The sequence below is a fragment of the Polaromonas sp. P1_G1 genome (assembly GCF_056405595.1).
The window spans coordinates 1-19,142 of record NZ_JBFUBU010000054.1 but is presented as its reverse complement, the minus strand read 5'-3'; the positions used below and the strand labels follow the sequence as shown (position 1 = coordinate 19,142).

21 protein-coding genes are annotated in these 19,142 nt (G+C 63.6%); 8 read left to right on the top strand and 13 right to left on the bottom strand.

Translation table 11 applies throughout. From position 1 onward, the window contains the following. Positions 1–85 precede the first annotated feature (85 nt). Both AC1D1Y_RS22400 and AC1D1Y_RS22395 read right to left on the bottom strand, forming a co-directional pair. A complete protein-coding gene (locus AC1D1Y_RS22400) occupies positions 86–1,021 on the bottom strand; it encodes an FHA domain-containing protein (protein WP_477651758.1) in 936 nt (311 codons plus the stop codon). A gap of 119 nt (positions 1,022–1,140) precedes the next feature. Further along, positions 1,141–2,568 (bottom strand): aldehyde dehydrogenase family protein, encoded by a 1,428-nt coding sequence (locus tag AC1D1Y_RS22395; RefSeq protein WP_477684281.1) that lies wholly within the window; start codon positions 2,566–2,568, stop codon positions 1,141–1,143. A gap of 316 nt (positions 2,569–2,884) precedes the next feature. Here AC1D1Y_RS22395 and AC1D1Y_RS22390 point away from each other — a divergent pair, with 316 nt between their 5' ends. Continuing rightward, positions 2,885–3,226 (top strand): hypothetical protein, encoded by a 342-nt coding sequence (locus AC1D1Y_RS22390; RefSeq protein WP_477651757.1) that lies wholly within the window; start codon positions 2,885–2,887, stop codon positions 3,224–3,226. A 140-nt stretch (positions 3,227–3,366) separates the two neighbouring features. Here AC1D1Y_RS22390 and AC1D1Y_RS22385 read toward each other — a convergent pair whose 3' ends face one another. Next, complete coding sequence (locus AC1D1Y_RS22385; RefSeq protein ID WP_477684280.1) at positions 3,367–4,308, bottom strand: LD-carboxypeptidase; 942 nt, start codon at positions 4,306–4,308, stop codon at positions 3,367–3,369. 67 nt (positions 4,309–4,375) lie between these two features. Between AC1D1Y_RS22385 and AC1D1Y_RS22380 the strand changes: the two genes are divergently transcribed. Further along, a complete protein-coding gene (locus AC1D1Y_RS22380; RefSeq protein WP_477651755.1) occupies positions 4,376–4,984 on the top strand; it encodes a trimeric intracellular cation channel family protein in 609 nt (202 codons plus the stop codon). On the opposite strand, the gene tadA is transcribed toward AC1D1Y_RS22380, so the two are convergent. From tadA to AC1D1Y_RS22365, 3 genes are read right to left on the bottom strand one after another with little or no spacing between them, the layout of a single operon-like run. Beyond that, positions 4,968–6,359 (bottom strand): tRNA adenosine(34) deaminase TadA, encoded by a 1,392-nt coding sequence (gene tadA, locus AC1D1Y_RS22375; protein WP_477684279.1) that lies wholly within the window; start codon positions 6,357–6,359, stop codon positions 4,968–4,970. The two genes, AC1D1Y_RS22380 and tadA, sit on opposite strands and share 17 nt — an antisense overlap. A 31-nt stretch (positions 6,360–6,390) precedes the next feature. Continuing rightward, positions 6,391–6,618: a hypothetical protein gene (locus AC1D1Y_RS22370; RefSeq protein ID WP_477651753.1), complete on the bottom strand. Its 228-nt coding sequence runs from the start codon at positions 6,616–6,618 to the stop codon at positions 6,391–6,393. A 1-nt stretch (position 6,619) separates the two neighbouring features. Further along, entirely contained in the window at positions 6,620–7,258 is a 639-nt protein-coding gene (locus tag AC1D1Y_RS22365; RefSeq protein ID WP_477684278.1) for an FMN-binding negative transcriptional regulator, read from the bottom strand. A 156-nt stretch (positions 7,259–7,414) separates the two neighbouring features. Here AC1D1Y_RS22365 and AC1D1Y_RS22360 point away from each other — a divergent pair, with 156 nt between their 5' ends. Further along, positions 7,415–8,350 carry a DUF72 domain-containing protein gene (locus AC1D1Y_RS22360; protein ID WP_477684277.1) on the top strand — a complete coding sequence of 312 codons (936 nt, stop codon included), beginning with the start codon at positions 7,415–7,417 and terminating at the stop codon, positions 8,348–8,350. A 3-nt stretch (positions 8,351–8,353) separates the two neighbouring features. Here AC1D1Y_RS22360 and AC1D1Y_RS22355 read toward each other — a convergent pair whose 3' ends face one another. The 4 genes from AC1D1Y_RS22355 to guaB all read right to left on the bottom strand — a co-directional run bounded on the left by AC1D1Y_RS22355 (position 8,354) and on the right by guaB (position 14,885). After that, positions 8,354–8,956, bottom strand: a complete 603-nt coding sequence (locus tag AC1D1Y_RS22355) for a 2'-5' RNA ligase family protein (RefSeq protein WP_477684276.1) — start codon at positions 8,954–8,956, stop codon at positions 8,354–8,356. Positions 8,957–9,002: 46 nt separating this feature from the next. Further along, on the bottom strand, positions 9,003–11,711 hold the full coding sequence (locus AC1D1Y_RS22350) for an AAA domain-containing protein (protein WP_477684275.1): 2,709 nt from the start codon (positions 11,709–11,711) through the stop codon (positions 9,003–9,005). Positions 11,712–11,728: 17 nt separating this feature from the next. Then, entirely contained in the window at positions 11,729–13,348 is a 1,620-nt protein-coding gene (guaA, locus tag AC1D1Y_RS22345; RefSeq protein WP_477684274.1) for a glutamine-hydrolyzing GMP synthase, read from the bottom strand. Positions 13,349–13,415: 67 nt separating this feature from the next. Continuing rightward, on the bottom strand, positions 13,416–14,885 hold the full coding sequence (guaB, locus tag AC1D1Y_RS22340) for an IMP dehydrogenase (RefSeq protein WP_413330514.1): 1,470 nt from the start codon (positions 14,883–14,885) through the stop codon (positions 13,416–13,418). A 178-nt stretch (positions 14,886–15,063) separates the two neighbouring features. Here guaB and AC1D1Y_RS22335 point away from each other — a divergent pair, with 178 nt between their 5' ends. After that, the gene (locus tag AC1D1Y_RS22335; protein ID WP_477684273.1) at positions 15,064–15,606 is read left to right on the top strand and encodes a DUF4124 domain-containing protein; all 543 of its coding nucleotides are present in this window, start codon (positions 15,064–15,066) and stop codon (positions 15,604–15,606) included. Between the two features lie 42 nt (positions 15,607–15,648). On the opposite strand, the gene AC1D1Y_RS22330 is transcribed toward AC1D1Y_RS22335, so the two are convergent. Both AC1D1Y_RS22330 and AC1D1Y_RS22325 read right to left on the bottom strand, forming a co-directional pair. After that, complete coding sequence (locus AC1D1Y_RS22330; protein ID WP_477684272.1) at positions 15,649–16,005, bottom strand: RnfH family protein; 357 nt, start codon at positions 16,003–16,005, stop codon at positions 15,649–15,651. Beyond that, a complete protein-coding gene (locus AC1D1Y_RS22325) occupies positions 15,992–16,438 on the bottom strand; it encodes a type II toxin-antitoxin system RatA family toxin (protein ID WP_477684271.1) in 447 nt (148 codons plus the stop codon). Before AC1D1Y_RS22325 ends, AC1D1Y_RS22330 begins: the two co-directional genes overlap by 14 nt. A 67-nt stretch (positions 16,439–16,505) precedes the next feature. Here AC1D1Y_RS22325 and smpB point away from each other — a divergent pair, with 67 nt between their 5' ends. The 4 genes from smpB to AC1D1Y_RS22305 all read left to right on the top strand — a co-directional run bounded on the left by smpB (position 16,506) and on the right by AC1D1Y_RS22305 (position 18,980). Continuing rightward, complete coding sequence (gene smpB, locus AC1D1Y_RS22320; protein WP_411880407.1) at positions 16,506–17,039, top strand: SsrA-binding protein SmpB; 534 nt, start codon at positions 16,506–16,508, stop codon at positions 17,037–17,039. A gap of 125 nt (positions 17,040–17,164) precedes the next feature. Then, on the top strand, positions 17,165–17,533 hold the full coding sequence (locus AC1D1Y_RS22315; RefSeq protein ID WP_477684270.1) for a COG4315 family predicted lipoprotein: 369 nt from the start codon (positions 17,165–17,167) through the stop codon (positions 17,531–17,533). Between the two features lie 54 nt (positions 17,534–17,587). Further along, positions 17,588–18,112: a sigma-70 family RNA polymerase sigma factor gene (locus AC1D1Y_RS22310; RefSeq protein WP_477684269.1), complete on the top strand. Its 525-nt coding sequence runs from the start codon at positions 17,588–17,590 to the stop codon at positions 18,110–18,112. Between the two features lie 13 nt (positions 18,113–18,125). After that, positions 18,126–18,980: an anti-sigma factor family protein gene (locus tag AC1D1Y_RS22305; RefSeq protein ID WP_477684268.1), complete on the top strand. Its 855-nt coding sequence runs from the start codon at positions 18,126–18,128 to the stop codon at positions 18,978–18,980. 12 nt (positions 18,981–18,992) lie between these two features. Here the strand turns inward: AC1D1Y_RS22305 and AC1D1Y_RS22300 are convergent. Next, a partial coding sequence (locus tag AC1D1Y_RS22300) for an enoyl-CoA hydratase/isomerase family protein (RefSeq protein WP_477684290.1) occupies positions 18,993–19,142 on the bottom strand: 150 nt, incomplete at its 5' end.

Genomic DNA, 19,142 nt, shown 5'->3' with positions numbered 1-19,142 from the left:
TCAAGTCGCCGTGCGGATCGACGGCGAAGGCGATGAGCCCGCAGCGGACTCTTTGACATCCCGAACCCGGCAGGATGAATGCAGCTTATTTTTTCTGCAAGTGCATTTTGCCGTCGGCGAACTTGAAACTGACGGTGGGGACCGTGAAATCCTCAAAAGGAGCGCCCAGCGCGATCTCGCCTTCGAGCAGCAGCACGCATTCCTGGCGGCGCAGCGCCACCACCGCCGCGCTGTCGGAAAAGCGCACCCAGGTGCCGTAGCTGCTGACGTCTTCGAGGAAGAACTGGCCGGCGCGCCATTCAATCCTGGCATGCCTGCGGGAAACGCGCGGATCCTGCACCACAAAATGCGCGTCCTGGTCGCGCCCCAGGAAGATGGGCAGCTCGGTCGAGGCGAAGGCCGTGTTGATGTCCAGCCAGCACAGTTCTATCAATGCCTGGGCGGCAGCCTGCCGGGCGGGTGGCGGCTCCGTCAGGGTGGCGGGCACCGTGAAAGATTCCGACATGACCTCGGCCTGCCATTCGATGCGATGCACCAGGCAGGCTTCGGTGCGGCCCCGTATTTCCAGAGCGCCCAGGCTCCGTGAGCGCACCAGTGTGTCGGAAGGAAGGTGCTGGATGACAGCGTCGGTGGCCAGGATCTGGTCCGGGCCGGACAGGTCGCTCAGGCGCGAAGCCAGGTTGACGGCGTCGCCGAAGCAGTCGCCGTCCTGCTCGACGATTTCACCGCGCGCCACGCCTGTTTGCAGGCGCATCTTGAGTTGGTCGGGCCAGTTGCGGATGCGGTCGCGGTGGACCCGCTGCAGTTCGGTGACGGCATCGACGGCGTCGGCATTGTCGGGAAACACGGCCAGCACGCCATCGCCCAGGTATTTCACGACGTGGCCGCGGTAGGCCTCGCAGACCTTGCCTATCCACTGGGTCAGGCGTGTGATGGCCTGGGTTGCCTTGGCATTGCCCAGCGATTCAAAAACCCCGGTGCTTCCTGTGAGATCGGCAAAAACGACGGTAACTTCTGCCATAAATCGATGTAACTGCTTGTAGTTCTGGCGCCATTAAAACATAAGTACACATGGAACTTATGACAAACAGCAGTCGGCTCGGCGGTTTTGCCCGGCATCGGCCGGGGCGGACCGGGAATTCAGCTCGCGCTGGGCTTGAGCTGCATGGCCTTGAACTCGAGGAATTCCTCAAAGCCGTACACGCCGTTTTCGCGGCCGTTACCCGACTGTTTGTAACCGCCGAACGGGGCCTGGCCGTTGAAAGGCCCGCCGTTGATGTCCACCTGGCCGGTGCGCAGGCGGCGCGCGACCTTCATCGCGTGCTCGTCGGTGCCGCTCCAGACGGCGCCGCCCAGTCCGTAGATGGTGCTGTTGGCGATGGCCACGGCGTCTTCTTCATCTTTGTAGGGGATGACCACCAGCACCGGGCCGAAGATTTCCTCCTGGGCCAGCGTGTCTGTCGGCTTGATGCCCAGGATGGTGGGCTGGACAAAGTAGCCCTTGGCGATGGCGGGTGCCTCGGCGCCGCCGGCGATCACGTCCGCGCCCTCTTCGATCCCGGTGCGGATGAAACCCAGCACGCGGTCGCGCTGCGAAGCGCTGACCAGGGGGCCGAGCTTGCTGCCCTCTTCCAGGCTGGGGCCGACGCTGAATTTGGCGATGGCGGCCTGGGCCAGCGCCTTGACTTCCTCATAGCGGCCGGCCGGCACCAGCAGCCGAGTGTGGGCCGAGCAGGTCTGCCCGCTGTTGAGCATGCAGGCCGACACCGTGCCCTTGACGGCCGCTTCGAAGTTGGCGTCGTCCAGCACCACACTGGCCGACTTGCCGCCCAGCTCCAGCGCAACCCGTTTGATGGACTGGCTGGCCAGCTCGCCCACGCGTTTGCCGGCGCGGGTGGAACCGGTAAAGCTCACCATGTCGACTTCCGGGTGCGTGGCCAGGACTTCGCCCACCACTGGGCCCATGCCGTTGACCAGGTTGAACACGCCGGGCGGAAGGCCCGCCTCGTGGATGATCTCGGCCAGGATCATGGCGTTGACCGGCGCGATTTCGCTGGGTTTGAGCACCACGGTGCAGCCGGCCACCATGGCCGGCGCGATTTTCAGCGTGATCTGGCTCAGCGGGAAATTCCAGGGCGTGATGCAGCCCACCACGCCGATCGCTTCGCGCACCACGAGGGAGTTGCCGACCTGCTTTTCCCACTCAAACTGGCGCGCCACCTTGGCGAAGTTGCCCCAGTGCCAGGCCGGGCCGCCCACCTGGACGGCACGCGCCATCTTCAGGGGCATGCCCACTTCGCGGGCAATCGCCACGGCCAGGTCCTCGGTTCGCGCCTTGACGCCGGCCGCCACCTTGTCGAGGTAGGCGGCGCGGGTTTCGACCGGCAGGGCTGACCAGCCGTCGAAAGCCGCGCGGGCCGCCAGCACGGCGGCTTCAGCCTCCGCCGCGGTGCCGGCCGGCACCGTCGCCATCAGGGCTTCGGTGCTGGAATCGTGGACGGGCAGGGTTTCGGAGGACTGGGCCTTGACCCATTGGCCGTTGATGTAATGCGCGGGATAGGCGGTCATTTGTGTGCTCATAGGGATCCGGGGAGGGCCTGAAACAGGCGGGAAAAGAGGTGAATAATGCCGAAAAAATCCGGGAGTGACTTTCGACTCACAGGTGAAATTACCTGTAAGCCTAAAGATTTAAACAATGTTCAATTCCAGAATCGACATGACATCTAGTTACTAACTCCTTGATTCATTTGTTGTTTTGCGTTAACCATTTCACACAAAACACCTTGCATATCCTTAGATGTCGTCTTAATCTAACAGAAGACGACGTTCCATGGGAACGCAGATAAATACCCACGGGATGCTCCGGTAGAAAGTTGTGAAACACATGCGCTGGTTAAAACCGAATATCAAAAGCAGCTTCATGGCACTGCTGGGCTCCGGCGAGGTCACGCCTTCCATACTGGAAGACCGCACCGAGGACATCCGCCAGTTCATCCTCGACGAACTCGGCGAGTTCGGCGAAAAGCACTATCCCAAGATCACCCGCCGCGTGCGTTATGCCCAGGACATCCAGGGCCTCTGGTACACCCGCGGCGACGTCATGGCGGTGTTGGCGGCCATGCACGGTGAGACCATCGCCCGTGAAAAAGTCAGCCGCATCAGCGACAAATTCAAGGGCATGTTGCCCCGCGGCCTGAGTTCGCGGCCCAGCCCGCTCACCACGTAACTTTTTTCCTTCGTTCTGCTCTTTTTCTTCTCCAGTTTCCTCTAGTTTCTTCCTGGCCTCCAAGGCAACTTTTTAAACCAGCTTCTAGCTGGTTTATTTTTGTCCGCTCTCAGCCGGCGCCCGGCGCGCCGGCCCTCCGCTCAATGCGCTTCGTGCGCTCCGTGCAGGTGGCCCCAGAGCACAAAGGCATCGCGCCCCTCCACCGCCAGCGTGGTTTTCAGGCCCACGGGCAGCATCACCTTGGTCGGCACATGGCCGAAAGGCAGGCCCGTCAGCACACGCGCCTTGACCTTGCTTTGCAGCCAGGCGATGACCGACGCCAGCTTGAAGCCCTTGTCGTGCGGCACCAGGGAATAGTTGGTGAACTGCCCGAAGATGATGGCTTTTTGCTGCGCCAGCACGCCGGCGTGCAGCAGCTGCGTGAGCATGCGTTCCACACGGTATGGATGCTCGGCAACGTCCTCGATGAACAGGATCCCGCCTTTGACGGCCGGCAGGTAGGGTGTGCCCACCAGCGAGGACAGCATGGCCAGGTTGCCGCCCCAGAGCACGGCGTCCTTGACCATGAAATCGGCCGCCGGCTTCGCATCCGCGGCCGGTTTGGGCAGTTGCCAGCCCGTGCCCTCGCCCTGCCCCGTGATCAGGTCGTCAAAACAGGCCTCGGTGATGTCGTCCGGCGCCTTGGCGCCGAAATCCTCACCCAGCGCGGGGCCGGCCCAGGTCACGGCGCCGGTCTTGGCCATCACGGCCAGCTGGAAGGCCGTGAAGTCGCTCAGGCCGACAAAACGCGTGCCGCCCGCGATGGCTTTGGCGACCGCTTTGTATTGAATGCCCGGCAGGATGCGCGTGAGGCCGTAGCCGCCGCGGGAAATCAGGGCCACGTCGGCGCCGCTGGCGGCCGCGCGGTGGATGCCGGCCAGCCGGGTGTCGTCGTCGCCGGCAAAACGCTGGTGGCGCGCGAGTGCGTCGGGATCAATTTCAACTTCATGGCCCAGGGCGGTGAGGCGCTGCACGCCGCGCTTGAAAGCGGCCTTGTCGCGCACCGCGCTGGAGGGGGAGTAGATGTAGATATGTTTTTTCACGGCTGCAAGTATCCCACTGTCGCCCCTCCTCCCTTGCCGCCTTGGCTGCAGGTATAAACGGGCCACCATGATGCTGTATGTGCTGGACCTCCTGGGCGTTGCCGTCTTTGCCGTGAGCGGCGCGCTGGCGGCCGGGCGCCTCCAGTTGGACCTGCTGGGCGTGCTGGTGCTGGCGGCTTTGACCGCCATAGGCGGCGGCACCCTGCGCGACCTGCTGATGAACCGGCACCCGGTGTTCTGGATGGCCAGGCCGGCCTACCTGCTGGTGATAGCCGCGGCGGCGCTGGGCACCATGCTGTATGTGCAGGTGCTGCCAATCCCGTCGCAGGCCTTGCTGGTGGCCGATGCGCTCGGGCTGGCGCTGTTCGCGCTGTCGGGCGCGCAGCTGGCCGAAGCCGCGCGGCTGTCACCGGTCATCGTGGTGGTGATGGGCACCATGACGGGGGTGGCGGGCGGCCTGATGCGCGACGTCTGCAGCAACCAGGTGCCGCTGTTGCTGCGCCAGGACATCTACGCCAGCGCGGCGATCGCCGGGATCGCGCTTTACCTGGCCTTGAAGGCGATGGGACTCAAGCCTTCATGGGCCTTTGGCATCGGGCTGGCGGCGGTGGTTGCATTGCGGCTCAGCGCCATCTTCATGGGCTGGCATCTGCCGGTCTTCAAGCTGCCGGGCTGAAAACCGCCAGGGCCTGCCGCGCGACCGGCTCGCCGTGCTCCTGCACAAAATGCCCGGCCTGCGCAAGCACCATGGGCTCTCCACAGCCGCGAATCATCGCCTGCAGCTCGCGCATGACGGGCGGGCCCAGCACCGGGTCCTGCGCGCCCACCACCATCAGGGTTTTGCCCGTCCAGCCGTTTTGCCAGAAGCTGCGCGCTTGCCGCGAGACGGCGGCGCCATCGGCCCCGGGGCTGTCCGGCACCATGGGCGGGAAGGCGCGCAAGGCCGCGCGGTGGCCCTTGTCCGGAAAGGGGGTGTTGTAGGCCGCGCACTCTGCGGCGCTCATCTGCGGGTTGCCGCGCGCGAACAGCCTGGCCACGTCGAACTCCGGGTTTTTCGCGCACATCTCGCGCCAGGCCACAAAGCCGGCGGGCAGTGGCGCGTCACCGGTGCCCAGCGTCGTGTTCATGACCAGCAGTCCGGTGTAGCGCTGCGGCGCCTCCATCGGCAGCGTGAGGCCCAGCAGGCCGCCCCAGTCCTGTACCACCAGCACCACGTTGTGCAGGTCAAGGCGCTCGACCAGCTCCAGCAGAATCTGGCGGTGGATGCTGAAGCTGTGGAAGCCATCTTTTTTGGGCTTGTCGCTTTTGCCGAAGCCGATCAGGTCGGGCACGACCACACGGTGCCCGGCTTCCAGCAGTACCGGAATCATTTTGCGGTAAAGGTAGCTCCAGGCCGGGTTGCCGTGCAGGCACAAGTAGGTCTGGCCGCCCTCGCCTTCCTTGCCTTCATCCAGGTAATGCATGCGCAATCCGCCCAGGGCCGGCAGGTCGCTGACATAGCGGGCTTGCCAGGGATAGCCCGGTAAATCGTCGAAGGCGGCCTCGGGCGTACGCAGTGCATCGTCGCGCAATGGATGGGCAAGCCGCGACTCTTCGCGCTTGTCGGCCCGGCGCTGCCGGAAAAAGGCTTGCAAGGGCTCGCCGCACTCCTGAGCCAGGACACCTCCCTGCAGCTTGGTCTGGTGGTTCAGCCGGGATTCGGCAAACAGGTTGAGCACCGAGCCGCCCGCGCCGGTCTTAGGGTCGGCCGCGCCGAACACCACGCGCTTGAGGCGGGCGTGCAGCATGGCGCCGCTGCACATGGCGCAAGGCTCCAGCGTGACGAAGAGTTCGCAGTCGTCGAGCCGGTAGTTGCCCAGCACCCGCGCCGCGGCACGCAGTGCCACGATCTCGGCATGGGCCGTCGGGTCATGGCCGTCCACCGGCGCATTGCGGCCGCTGGCAATGACCTCGCCGCGCCGGACCACCACCGCGCCCACGGGTACTTCACCCGCGGCGGCGGCCTGGCGCGCCTCGGCCAGGGCCTGCTGCATGAAAATCTCGTCACTCATCGGATGGCAATGGCAGTGGCAGCCGGCGGCCTTATTTCTCTTCGGGCATGGGACGCGCCTGCTGCAGGGCGCCCTCCACGGCCTGCTTGACCTGCTGCTGGGCTTGCTGGCTTTGCACCTGCGGCGGCGCGTCGGCGGAAACGGCGGGCATGCCGGGGGCCGCCGGAACGGTGACCTGGGTGCCCAGTTGTTTTTTGACCAGCAGGCCCACGATGGCCAACGCCACCAGCAGGCCCACGATGCTGAAAATACCGCGCATATCAAGCCTCCTTTGGGGTGTCGCTGCCCGTCGCCATGCCCAGGCGGTCCATCCAGGCCGCCAGGGCCCGCTCGTCCTCATTGCCAGCGGCGTACATGGCGTGCATCGCGGCATGCGACTCGCGCCTGTGCTGGTTGATTTTGACCTTGCATTGGAAATCGGTCACCTGCAGCTCAAAGCCCACGATGCCGGCCAGCATCTTGTGGGCAAACTCCTCGCCCAGGTCGCGCCACTGCTGGGCATAAGGCGGCTCGTGGTCGCCTATGAGAGTTTTGAGCAGCTTGTCCTTGGCCGCCGGATCTTCGACCAGCGTGGCCTGCACGGTGCAATGCACGGCCACGTAATTCCAGGTCGGCACCCGCGCCAGGTCGGGGTAGACCTTGGGCGACAGGTAGGCATGCGGCCCGAGGAAGGTCACGACAGCCTGGGGCCGTGCCTGCAGGTAGCGCCAGTGCGGATTGGGCTTGGCCACATGGCCCAGCAGCACCATCTGCTCGCCGCGTTCTTCCAGGTGCAGCGGCAGATGGGTCACATAAGGCAGGCCCGCGTCATCCACGCTGATCAGGCTGGCGAAGGGGTGCTCGGTGATCAGCGCCGCGGCCTGGGCGCGGTCGCCTTTGAATTGGGGTGGCAGGTACATGGCCTGAAGCATAGGCCAAAAACCGGAATTTCAGGCCGTCCGCACCGCGCACCATGGTATTCGCGCGACAAGGAAAATCGGGTCCTGCCTACAGCGGGGCCGGCCCGACAGCGCACAAACTGGCCTCGCCGCAGGGCATTGAAGCGCAGCACAGGCATGAAACATCCCCGGATCCGCATCGGCATCTCAGGCTGGCAATACGCCGGCTGGCGCGGTGTGTTCTACCCGCCGGGGTTGGTCCAGGCGCATGAACTCGCATTCGCCTCTCGCGCCATGCAGACCATCGAGATCAACGGCTCGCACTATTCGCTTCAGCGCCCCAGCAGCTACCAGCGCTGGCATGACGAAACGCCGGACGGTTTTGTCTTCAGCGTGAAGGCACCGCGCTACCTGACCCACATGCTGCGCCTCGAAGGCGACGGTGTGCCGGTCGCGCTGGCCAACTTCCTCGCCTCGGGGATTTTTAAGCTGCGCGGCAAGCTCGGCCCCCTGCTCTGGCAGTTTCCGCCCGGCATGCCCTTCAAGCCCGAGGTGTTCGAGGCCTTTTTGCACTTGCTGCCGCGCGACACCGAGGCCGCTGCGCAGTTCGCGCGCCGCCACCACAACAGCCACGTGCACCACCCCTGCCTGGAAATCGACCGCAAGCGCCGGCTCAGGCATGCGATTGAAATCCGCCACCCGGGCTTTTGCGAAGAATCCTTCGTCAAGATGCTGCGCCGCCACGGCGCCGCGCTGGTGGTGTCCGAGGCGGTGGCCGACTGGCCCTATGCCGAGGACCTGACGGCAGATTTTGTCTACCTGCGGCTGCACGGGCCGGACACGCTTTACGGCGGCCGCTACAGCGACAAGGCGCTGGACCGCTGGGCTGCACGCATCAGCACCTGGGCAGCAGGCGGCGAACCAGAAGACGCACAACGCATCTCCGCCAGGCCTGCACGGGCGCGGGCCAGCCGCGAGGTGTTCTGTTATTTCGACAACGACCAGAAAGTACGGGCGCCCTTCGACGCGCGCCGGCTCACCGAAAGGCTGATGCCCGAAGAAACGCTGTCGCTAGAGCCGCTGGACCGGCAAGGCGGCATGTTCGACTCATAAAGCCTATGCCCCGGCCGGGCCCGACAGCGGCCAGCGCGCCAGGTGGACGTGGCGGGTTTCACCCAGCAGGCTGTGCACCAGCACGACCTCACCGGCCGTCCAGGCCACGGGCGGCACAGGCGTGGCGCCCAGCAGGCTGTCGTCGTACAGCAAGGTCACGTGCGGCGTGTAGCCGGGCTTGGCCCACTGCCCCAGGTTGGCCTTCTTCAGCGCCGTGCCCAGCACCTTGTGGAAAGCCATCAAAGCCGAGAGGTCCCGGTCGTCGCCGCGCAGCACCAGCGGCCGGTTGCGCGGCGTGCTGGCGAAGCTTTCCGCGCGGTTAAAGCTGACGGCGAAGGGCGGCGTCTCGGCAGCGGCTTCGGCGGCGGCCGCGTGGGCCTGCCTTACGACGTCGGGCGGCAAGCCGGCGTAGTCGCCCAGATGGTTCAGGGTGATGTGGAAGCGCGCGGCTTCCAGCGGCCGGCCGCGCAGAGCGTGGGCATTGCGAATTTGCGCGGCGAGTTCCGCTATTTGCAGCGCGGTTTCTGACGGGGGAAACAGCGCCAGGAACAGGCGGTCGGTGGGTTTGGCTTCTTCAAAACCTGGAAATGAGGATTGTGCGGTCATGGCTCAAGCGCTCACGCGCGCTCCATCATCAATAAATCATCAGACTTCATACATTTGAAGCACGGCTTGCCCAATTGGCGAGAAACTGGGTGACTTTATCTTCGATACCACTCTCCACGGTTCTCAGGCGAAGCAAAGGAATATTGCTCTTATTCAAGATGCTGTTCTTCAATGCATCCCGCTCTGCCTGTTCCGGCCTGTCGTGAGAGCCGCCATCGACTTCGATCACACCCAGAGGCGTTTTCCCCACCTTGAAATAGAGCACAAAATCACAACTGGCGCGGTTTTTCATAAATGCCTGCTCTCGCGCCGTCAATGCTGCGTTGGTCGATGAGGCGACCTGGTTCAGCGCGATCTGGAAGTGAAACGTCAGCGCCTGGCACGACGCGCCAGACATCGCGTCCCGCAACACCTGTGCCACGATCTGCTCGGATTTGAACCGTGAATCTACGGGCCGTAGCCTGGCATTGAGCCGCTCCAGGGATTGGTCGTACTCCCGATACAGCAGATCGAAGGCCGAAACCACGGGAGCGCGCAGAATCTGTTTTTCGTCCGCGTAGTACTCGACGTAGCGCACCAATGCGGCGATAGGTCCATTGTTCGCGACAAAAACCTCATCCCCCGTCACCAGGGTGAATTTGTTCTTGGCCCTCGACACCGCCACATTGACCATGCGCGCGTCATCCACGAAATCCAGTCGGGCCTGGCTTTCCCGCGTCTTATCCAACACGGTGGAGAAGACGATCTCATCACACTCCCTGCCCTGGAACTTGTGCACGGTGTCTTTCACGAAATCCGCCGGCAAGCACGAATCAGAAAGAACAACTTGCGCCCTGAAAGGGGCGATGAAGCCCCTGCCGTCTCCATCCAACCCTGCGGGCTCTCCTTCGCCCTCGAGCATCTTGAGCAACGAGTCCAGTTCCCTGAGGTTCGTGTTTTTCCGGGCATGGTTTCCCCTGGCGGTGACGAGCAAGCTTAGGGATGCTTCGCCGCGGTCCTGCGTCATCGGAATCAGTTCGTTCTCATAGAACTGCTGGTTGCAGAACTGGATGATCCTGGGGTGGCATCGGTAGTGCTCTTTCAGCAGGGTCCTGGGCAGCATTTGCTTGAAAACGCCGATGCTCGAATCGAGCAGACTGTATTTCTCGCAATCGTATCCATCAACGGGCGCCGCCAGGCCCAGCTTCACGGGAATGTGCGCCAGCTGCTTCCGATCACCAACAATGACCACATTCTTCGCGCAACCCAGCGCCAATATTCCTGGGACGATGTCTTGCTGGGAGGCTTCGTCGATGATGACGTAGTCGAGCATCGCCCCGGCCTCCATCGAGTTGACGATGGAGTGCGTGCTGCTGCCGATGATCGGAAAACGCTTCAGGAACGCATCGAAGTCTGACCGGTAAGTTCGCTCATCGAAGGTTCGCGAATCCTGGATATTTTCATGGAGATGGCGTTTCAGATACCGCATCGAACCCACCGTCAATTTCTCCAGCAGTGCCGTGAAATTCCCGCGCTCCAAGGACCCATGGCATGCGGCCAAGGCCGCGCCCTTCTCCCGCAGCACCTTGTCGTAGTAGTGCATCTGCAAGGAATAGAAGACAGACCGGCGCTTTTCTCCATCACCGAAAGGCTTGGTTCTGAATATCCTAAAGTTAAACAGCAGTTCAACCCTGTCCTTGAGCCTGATGCGCTGTCCCGCAAGATGGGACAGATAGGCCATCAGATCCGCCGTCTTTCGTGGGGACAACCCATATTTCTCCAAGGATGCAGGGCTCCGCACCCCATTTTCCTGCTGCCACTGCAGAAGATAGCGCCGCTCTATGAGCAACTCATCTATCTCGGCTTTGAGTTGCGCAACAGTGTTGTGGGCGCTCAGGTGCTGCCTCAACTGTGCCAGCGTCGCCTGAAGGTCCTCCATCGTGGTCGCAGCTTCGGGCTCGCCCGACGGCACGAGGGGAATACTGGCGAAGAAGTCCTTTTGGTTGTCCTTGCTCCCGAGTCGGGCGACCAGGTAATCCAAGCCGAATTTCTCTAGCTTTTCATAGACATTCTTCACCGCCGCATTGTTGTTGGACACCACCGCGATCGTTTGACCCCGCAAAAGGACATTGGCGATAATGTTCAAGATCGTCTGCGTCTTGCCCGTCCCAGGCGGCCCCTCGATCAGACTGATCTGCGCATTGAAAGCCTGCTCAACCGCCGTGAGTTGGCTTTCGTTGACACCAAACGGGTAGATCAGTTGCTTAACCTGCTTCTGCCTGCCATTGATCCCCATGCAGTAGGCATACAAGGCAGTGTCAGCACAGGCAGGCAGCTTTTGCAGTTGGCGCGCCACATTGGCCGCGATCTGTTCTTGATCCGCCGACGCCCCGCTGTCCACCCGGGCATTTACCACGGAAAGGAAGTAGCGGAATATCGGTCCATCCTTCATCTCCGTCTGCGAGACGAATTCAATCCCGTCCAGCTTATGAACGTAGATCTTGGAGCTTCCCGGATACTGGATAGCGGCGTATTTCTCGCCATAAACCATCGCCTTTTCGATGGTCTTGATGACTGAACTGCCCTTTTTTAGAAAGAGCTTCTCACCCAACTCCCGGGTGGGAGCGATCTTGCAGTCACTGAGCGGACGGGTAAAGGTTTTTTTGGAAAGGAAATGGCAAGTCAACGCCAACGCCTGGTGCGTGTCGCTCCATTGAATCGTCCAGTCTCTGATTTGCCGAGTCCTGTCTTCGCCACAGACATGGATAGAGACCATGGACATTCTTTACACGCTCATTCCCACTCAATCGTCGCCGGTGGCTTGCTGCTGACGTCGTAGGTGACGCGGTTGATGCCACGCACTTCGTTGATGATGCGGCCGGAGACCTTTTTGAGCAGCGCGTAGGGCAGTTCGGCCCAGTCGGCCGTCATGAAGTCGCTGGTCTGCACGGCGCGCAGGGCCACCACGTAGTCGTAGGTGCGGCCGTCGCCCATCACGCCCACGCTTTTGACCGGAAGAAACACGGTGAAAGCCTGGCTGGTGAGCTCGTACCAGGTCTTGCCGGTGGCGGCGTCCTTGAAGTTGCGCAGCTCTTCGATGAAGATCGCATCGGCGCGGCGCAGCAGGTCGGCGTATTCCTTTTTGACTTCGCCGAGGATGCGCACACCCAGGCCGGGGCCTGGGAAGGGATGGCGGTAGACCATGTCGTGCGGCAGGCCCAGCGCCACGCCGAGTTCGCGGACTTCGTCCTTGAACAGCTCGCGCAGGGGTTCGAGCAGCTTCAGGCCCAACTGTTCGGGCAGGCCGCCCACGTTGTGGTGGCTCTTGATGGTGACGGCTTTTTTGCTCTTGGCGCCGCCGGACTCGATGACGTCGGGGTAAATCGTGCCCTGGGCCAGCCATTTGGCGCCTTTGTGGCCGCCGTCGCCGGCCTTGAGGCGGGCGGCCTCGGCCTTGAACACCTCGACGAACTCGCGGCCGATGATCTTGCGCTTGGCCTCGGGCTCGCTCACACCGGCCAGGTGGCCGAGGAACTGGTCGCTGGCATCGACGCGGATCACTTTGGCATGCAGCTTGCCGACAAACATGTCCATCACCATGTCGCCTTCATTGAGGCGCAGCAGGCCGTGGTCGACGAAGACGCAGGTCAGCTGGTCGCCGATGGCGCGGTGGATCAGGGCCGCGGCCACCGATGAATCGACGCCGCCCGACAGGCCCAGGATGACCTCTTCGTCGCCGACCTGCTGGCGGATTTTCTCGACGGCTTCGCTGATGTAGTCGCCCATGACCCAGTCCTGGCGCGTGCCGCAGATCTCGAGCACAAAGCGCTTGAGGATGGCGTTGCCCTGCTTGGTGTGCGTGACCTCGGGGTGGAACTGCACCGCGTAGAAGCGGCGCTCTTCATCGGCCATGCCGGCGATGGGGCAGGAATCGGTGGACGCCATGAGCTTGAAGCCGGGCGGCATTTCGGTGACCTTGTCGCCGTGGCTCATCCAGACGTCGAGCATGCCCTGGCCTTCGGGCGTGGTGTAGTCGGCGATGTCTTTCAGCAGCGCGGTGTGGCCGCGGGCGCGCACGTCGGCCGAGCCGAATTCACGCTTGTGGCCGCCTTCGACCTTGCCGCCCAGCTGGTGGGCCATGGCTTGCATGCCGTAGCAGATGCCCAGTACCGGCAGGCCCAGCTCAAACACGGCTTGCGGCGCCTTGTCGGTGGTTTCCTCGTAGATGCTGGCGTGGCTGCCGGAGAGGATCACGCCCTTGAGCGTGCCGTCCTTGGCGTATTCGCGGACCCATTCGTCGCTGACGTCGCAGGGATGGACTTCGCAGAAGACGTGGGCGTCGCGCACGCGGCGGGCGATCAACTGGGTGACCTGTGAGCCGAAATCGAGGATGAGGATTTTCTGGTGTTGCATGAGGGGCTTCTTCAAGGCAAAAAAAGAAAGGGCGTCTATCAAGACGCCCTGGCCGGCTGGGTCACTTTCAATCAGCGCGGTAGTTGGGTGCTTCTTTGGTGATCTGCACGTCGTGTACGTGGCTTTCGCGAATGCCGGCAGAGGTGATTTCGACGAACTCGGCCTTGTCGCGCATGTCCTCGATGGTGGGGCAACCGCAGTAGCCCATGCTGGCCCGCAGGCCGCCGGCCATCTGGAACACGATGGCGACCATGGAGCCTTTGTAGGGTACCCGGCCTTCGATGCCTTCGGGCACCAGCTTGTCGGCGTTCGGGTTGCCGGTGCTCGATTCCTGGAAGTATCGGTCGGCGCTGCCCTGCTGCATGGCGCCTATGCTGCCCATGCCGCGGTAGCTCTTGTAGCTGCGGCCCTGGAACAGGATGACCTCGCCCGGTGCCTCTTCGGTGCCGGCGAACATGCCGCCCATCATCACGGTGTTGGCGCCGGCTGCGATGGCCTTGGCGATGTCGCCGCTGTAGCGGATGCCACCGTCGCCGATCAGCGGGACGCCGGTGCCGCGCAGCGCGGTGGCGACGTTGTCGATGGCCATGATCTGCGGCACGCCGACGCCGGCGACGATACGGGTGGTGCAGATGCTGCCGGGGCCTATGCCGACCTTGACGCCGTCTGCACCGGCTTCCACCAGCGCCAGCGCGGCCGCGCCGGTGGCGATGTTGCCGCCGATGACGTCGACCTGCGGGTAGTTCTGCTTGACCCAGCGCACCCGGTCGAGCACGCCCTTGCTGTGGCCGTGGGCGGTGTCCACGACGATGGCATCGACGCCGGCTTTCACCAGGGCTTCGACGCGCTCTTCGGTACCCTCACCCACCCCGACAGCGGCGCCTACGCGCAGCTGGCCGTGCGAGTCGCGCGCGGCATTCGGGAAGGTGGTCTGCTTGGTGATGTCCTTGACGGTGATCAGGCCCTTGAGCTCGAAGTTGTCATTAACCAGCAACACGCGTTCGAGGCGATGCTTGTTCAGCAGCGCCTTGGCGTCGGACAGCGAGGCAGTTTCGGAAATGGTGATGAGGCGCTCGCGCGGCGTCATGATGGTGCTGACCGGCACGTCCATGCGCGATTCGAAGCGCATGTCGCGTCCCGTGACGATGCCGACGACACGGCCGCCGTCGATGACCGGGAAGCCGGAGATGCCGAGCTGTTCACTTAGCGCCATGACCTGGCGCACGGTGTGGGTGGGGGTGATGACGACCGGGTCGCGCAACACGCCGCTTTCGTAGCGCTTGACCTTGGCGACTTCAGCGGCCTGCTGCTGGGCCGTGAGGTTTTTGTGAACGATGCCTATGCCGCCTTCCTGGGCGATGGCGATGGCCAGCCGGGCTTCGGTGACCGTGTCCATGGCCGCCGACACGAGCGGCAGGTTCAGGCGGATGTTTCGGGAGAATTGGGTGGAAAGTGAAGTGTCCTTGGGCAGGACCTGGGAGAACGCTGGCACCAACAATACGTCGTCGAAGGTGAGCGCTTTGCCGAGTAGGCGCATAGGGATGGCTCCAAAAACACGATTGTACCCTTGTCGCAAAGACCCGTCGGTACTAACCCCTAGCCACCTTCCGGTGCGGTTTGGCCGCCGTTGCGCCCAGGTTGTAAAAAGGCAGCTTTGCCGGCGCTTTGCTTCCGAATACGCCGAAAACCGCGCCACACAGCGCTACACTGGCGAAATGGACCTCAAACTCGTCTCAAGAACCCTCATACTGGCCATCGCCGGCGGCGCTTTTTCAGTCACCGCCCTGGCGCAATGGCAATGGATAGACAAGGATGGCCGCAAGGTCTACAGCGACCGCTCGCCGCCGGCCGACATCCCCGAAAAAAGCATCCTGAAGATGCCGCGCGGAGCCAAGGGAAAATCCGTCGTGGTGACGCCCGTTGACGACCCGGCGGCGGCTCCCGCCGCTGCAGCCTCGGCGGCAGCGACCAAAACCGCCGCCAATGCCCCCAAGCTGACCGGCAAGGATGCGCAGCTCGAAGCCAAGAAAAAGCAGGCTGAAGACGAAGAAGCCGCCAAAAAGCAGGCTGAGCAGGAAAAAGTCGCAAAAGCCAAGACGGACAATTGCGAACGGGCAAAAAAATCGCTGGCCGGCTTCCAGTCAGGCCAACGGATTCCCTACACCAATGCCAAGGGTGAGCGCGACTACATGGATGACAAGGCCAGAGCGGCGGAAGTCACTCGCATCCAGGGCATTGTGGCCAGCGACTGCAAATAAAAGGAAGGCGACAGGCCGACGGCCCCGCCCTTCCCTCTTCGTCTAATACCCGGCCTTGGCGCCGGCCCGGGTTTTGGCAAACAGCCCGGCGCTCTTGGCGCCCTGCCGGTTGAAGCGCTCGCGGCGCGCCACCTTGGGGTCCACACGCAGGCCGCGGTAAATTTCAACCCGGTCCTGGTCCCGCAGCACATGTCCCGGCGTGGTTTTGCGGCCCCAGATGCCCAGGACCAGGCGGCCGCCCCGCAACTCCGTAAACTCATCGAGCACCCCGCTGGCCGCCAGCGCCCGGGCCACCGTCGCGCCGGCCGGGAGTTCCAGCGACCATTCGCGCACCTGCCGCGGCGCGGGTGAATAAACCAGGCTGATGGTGAGCGGCGCGCCGCCCTCAGGGCTCGCCATAGACGTCCGACGCTCTTTTGACAAAAGCATCGACCAGGCTGCCCGCGATCTTGTCGAACACGGGGCCGACCAGCGCCGCCAACGCGGCATTGTCGAAGTCATATCGCAGGCTGAACTCGACCTTGCAGGCCCTTTCGCTGCCTTTTCCCACAGTCGTGAAATCCCAGTGGCCGTCGAGTTTGGAAAAGGGGCCGTCAACCAGCTTCAGGCTGACCTTGCGGTCTTTTTCGTGGACGTTGCGGGTGGTGAAACTTTGCGAGAGGCCGGCGATAGACAGGCCTATCTTTGCCGTCATGCCGTGCGCATCTTCCTCCAGCACCGAGGCCTGGTCGCACCACGGCAAAAACTCGGGATAACGGGCCACGTCGGTGACCAGGGCGTACATCTCGGCGGCGCTGTACCAGATTAAAACGGACTTGTGAACGGTTTTCATACAATCGAGGGCTGGGCGCAATTGTATTGGCACTGTACTTTCCGGTTTTCGCCCCTATCTTTTATCCATGGCCACCAAAGAAGCATCCTCCTCCAAAAAAACGGCCGCAACGCCTTCCGCAAACCTTTCCCCCAAGGCCGCGGCCGCTGCCGTGCGCATCGCCGACAACAAAAAAGCCCTCTTCAACTACCACATCGAGGAGCGCTTTGAGGCTGGCATGGTGCTGGAAGGCTGGGAAGTGAAGTCCCTGCGCGAAGGAAAGGTGCAGCTCACCGACGGCTATGTGGTGGTGCGCGGCGGCGAGCTGTTCATCATCGGCTGCCAGATCAACCCGCTGGGCACGGCCTCCACCCACGTGCGGCCCGACTCGGTACGCACCAAGAAGCTGCTGATGCACAAGGAAGAGATCCGCAGGCTGATCGGCAAGGTCGAGCAAAAAGGTTTCACCCTGGTGCCGCTGAACATGCACTGGAAGGCCGGCAAGGTCAAATGCGAGATCGGCCTGGCCAAGGGCAAGGGTGAGCACGACAAGCGCGACACCATCAAGGACCGCGAAGGCAAGCGCGAGGTCGAGCGCGCCATGAAGTCCCGCAACCGCTGACCGCCGGCCCTTCGGGGCCGGTCATAAAAGAATTTCCGGTGCCATGGAATAAACCGCGCACCGTGGCTGTTTACTCCAGTGCAGGCTGCTTTTGCCTGATTTGCCTGAACACACCGGAGATTCCCATGAAACTGCTTCCCATTGCCCTGTTGACCGCCGGCCTGATCGGCCTCTGCGCCTCCGCGAGCGCCCAAAGCCCGGCCAAGGCCGCCGACGGCGTGCTGGTCGGCCCCAACGGCATGACCTTGTACGTGTTTGACAAGGACACGGCCGACAAATCGGTCTGCAACGGCGGCTGCGCCACCAACTGGCCTCCGCTGATGGCCGCCGACGCCGACAAGGCCGCCGGCGACTACACCATCATCACCCGTGACGACGGGAAAAAGCAGTGGGCCCTGAAGGGCAAGCCGCTGTATTACTGGGCCAAGGACACCAAGCCGGGCGACAAGACCGGCGACAACGTGGGCACCGTCTGGCACGTCGTCAAGCCCTGACGCCGCACGCCTGCCGCACCTCCCGCTACGATGGCAGCAGGCTTTGCCTGACGCATGACCCACTTTCCGCTGACCGATCACATCCCCAGCCTGCGCCGCTATGCGCGCGCGCTGACGGGCGATGCCTGGGCGGCCGACGACCTGGTGCAGGACACGCTGGAGCGTGCCTGCTCCAGGTGGCGGCTGTGGCTGGCGGGCAGCGACCTGCGTGCCTGGCTGTTCACGCTGATGCACAACATCTTCGTCAACCAGCTTCGCCGCTCCCTGCGGCAGGCGGCCGCGGGCGCCACGGTCAACGTCGAGGAGGTCGAGAACGAACTGGCGGCGCCGGAGGCGGGCACGGCCCAGTCGTTGGACCTGCAGCGCTGCCTGCTGCGCCTGCCGGAAGACCAGCGGGCCGTGCTGCTGCTGGTCAGCCTCGAAGACCTCAGCTACGAGGAGGTCGCCAAAATCACCGGCGTGCCGGTCGGGACGGTCATGTCCCGCCTGTCGCGCGCACGCAGCCGCCTGCGCGAATTGATGGACGGCCCGGCCCCGGTGACCGCCGGCGCACCGGCCCAGCTCAGGCGCCTGAAGTAAAGGCAGGACCTCCATGGAAAAAACCCACGACACAACGCACGCCCCCCACGGCGAACTCCTGCACGACCGCATCAACGCCCTGGTCGACGGCTGGCTGCCGCCCACCCGGCAGGCTGAACTCGAAGCGCAGCTGGGCGAAGACGCCGCCGCCCGCTCGACCCTGCAAGCCTGGAAAGCCCAACGCGAGGCCCTGCGAGCCCTGCACCGCCCGCTGCTGGATGAAGCCATCCCCGACGCCTTGCTGGCCGCCGCGCGCCGCGGCCAGGCCGGCAGGCAGCAAGTCGAGCAATGGCGGCGCTGGGGCGGCATGGCGGCGGCTGTGATGCTGGCTTTTGGCGTGGGCTGGCTGTCGCATGGGCAGCTCGGTAGCCCCGCGCCGCAGCAACTCGCCTYGGCGCGGTCGACGCAATCCTTTGTGCACCAGGCTTCGCTGGCGCACGCCGTGTTTTCGCCCGAGGTGCGCCATCCTGTCGAAGTCACGGCCGCGCAGCAGGACCACTTGGTGCAGTGGCTGTCCAAACGCGTGGGCCGGCCGCTGAAGGTGCCGGTGCTGGCGGCGGAAGGTTACGAGCTGGTCGGCGGCAGGCTGCTGTCCGGTGACGGCGGGGCCCGCGCGCAGTTCATGTTCCAGAACACGGCCGGCTTGCGCCTGACTTTGTACCTGGGTGCCGTGGATGCGGCTTCTCCTGCCGCATCGGTACCCAAGCCGCCGTCCGACGCTGCCCGGGAAACCGCCTTCCGCTACAGCGGCGACGGCCCGGTGCCCTCGTTTTACTGGGTGGACCAAGGCTTCGGCTACGCGCTGAGCGGCGCCGTGTCGCGTGACGAGTTGATGAAGCTGGCGCAGCTGGTGTACCAGCAGCTCTAAACCTCGATTTGCTTACTTGAGGCCGCGCAAGGGGTGCGTCTCAGGCGTCCAGGGGCTGGCAAAAAACGCATCCGCCATGCCGGGCTTGACGTCTTCAATGCGGGCCGGGTTCCACTGCGGCTTGTAGTCCTTGTCGACCGCCAGCGCGCGTATGCCCTCGAC

Excerpts from the sequence above, each read along its gene's own strand:
- AC1D1Y_RS22360 (WP_477684277.1), top strand. The coding sequence starts at position 7,415 with ATGAAACATCCCCGGATCCGCATCGGCATCTCAGGCTGGCAATACGCC.
- AC1D1Y_RS22350 (WP_477684275.1), bottom strand. The coding sequence starts at position 11,711 with ATGGTCTCTATCCATGTCTGTGGCGAAGACAGGACTCGGCAAATCAGA.
- AC1D1Y_RS22325 (WP_477684271.1), bottom strand. The coding sequence starts at position 16,438 with ATGAAAACCGTTCACAAGTCCGTTTTAATCTGGTACAGCGCCGCCGAG.
- AC1D1Y_RS22355 (WP_477684276.1), bottom strand. The coding sequence starts at position 8,956 with ATGACCGCACAATCCTCATTTCCAGGTTTTGAAGAAGCCAAACCCACC.
- AC1D1Y_RS22380 (WP_477651755.1), top strand. The coding sequence starts at position 4,376 with ATGATGCTGTATGTGCTGGACCTCCTGGGCGTTGCCGTCTTTGCCGTG.
- AC1D1Y_RS22315 (WP_477684270.1), top strand. The coding sequence starts at position 17,165 with ATGAAACTGCTTCCCATTGCCCTGTTGACCGCCGGCCTGATCGGCCTC.
- tadA (WP_477684279.1), bottom strand. The coding sequence starts at position 6,359 with ATGAGTGACGAGATTTTCATGCAGCAGGCCCTGGCCGAGGCGCGCCAG.
- guaB (WP_413330514.1), bottom strand. The coding sequence starts at position 14,885 with ATGCGCCTACTCGGCAAAGCGCTCACCTTCGACGACGTATTGTTGGTG.
- AC1D1Y_RS22390 (WP_477651757.1), top strand. The coding sequence starts at position 2,885 with ATGCGCTGGTTAAAACCGAATATCAAAAGCAGCTTCATGGCACTGCTG.
- AC1D1Y_RS22370 (WP_477651753.1), bottom strand. The coding sequence starts at position 6,618 with ATGCGCGGTATTTTCAGCATCGTGGGCCTGCTGGTGGCGTTGGCCATC.
- smpB (WP_411880407.1), top strand. The coding sequence starts at position 16,506 with ATGGCCACCAAAGAAGCATCCTCCTCCAAAAAAACGGCCGCAACGCCT.
- AC1D1Y_RS22365 (WP_477684278.1), bottom strand. The coding sequence starts at position 7,258 with ATGTACCTGCCACCCCAATTCAAAGGCGACCGCGCCCAGGCCGCGGCG.
- AC1D1Y_RS22330 (WP_477684272.1), bottom strand. The coding sequence starts at position 16,005 with ATGGCGAGCCCTGAGGGCGGCGCGCCGCTCACCATCAGCCTGGTTTAT.
- AC1D1Y_RS22335 (WP_477684273.1), top strand. The coding sequence starts at position 15,064 with ATGGACCTCAAACTCGTCTCAAGAACCCTCATACTGGCCATCGCCGGC.
- AC1D1Y_RS22310 (WP_477684269.1), top strand. The coding sequence starts at position 17,588 with ATGACCCACTTTCCGCTGACCGATCACATCCCCAGCCTGCGCCGCTAT.
- AC1D1Y_RS22395 (WP_477684281.1), bottom strand. The coding sequence starts at position 2,568 with ATGACCGCCTATCCCGCGCATTACATCAACGGCCAATGGGTCAAGGCC.
- guaA (WP_477684274.1), bottom strand. The coding sequence starts at position 13,348 with ATGCAACACCAGAAAATCCTCATCCTCGATTTCGGCTCACAGGTCACC.
- AC1D1Y_RS22400 (WP_477651758.1), bottom strand. The coding sequence starts at position 1,021 with ATGGCAGAAGTTACCGTCGTTTTTGCCGATCTCACAGGAAGCACCGGG.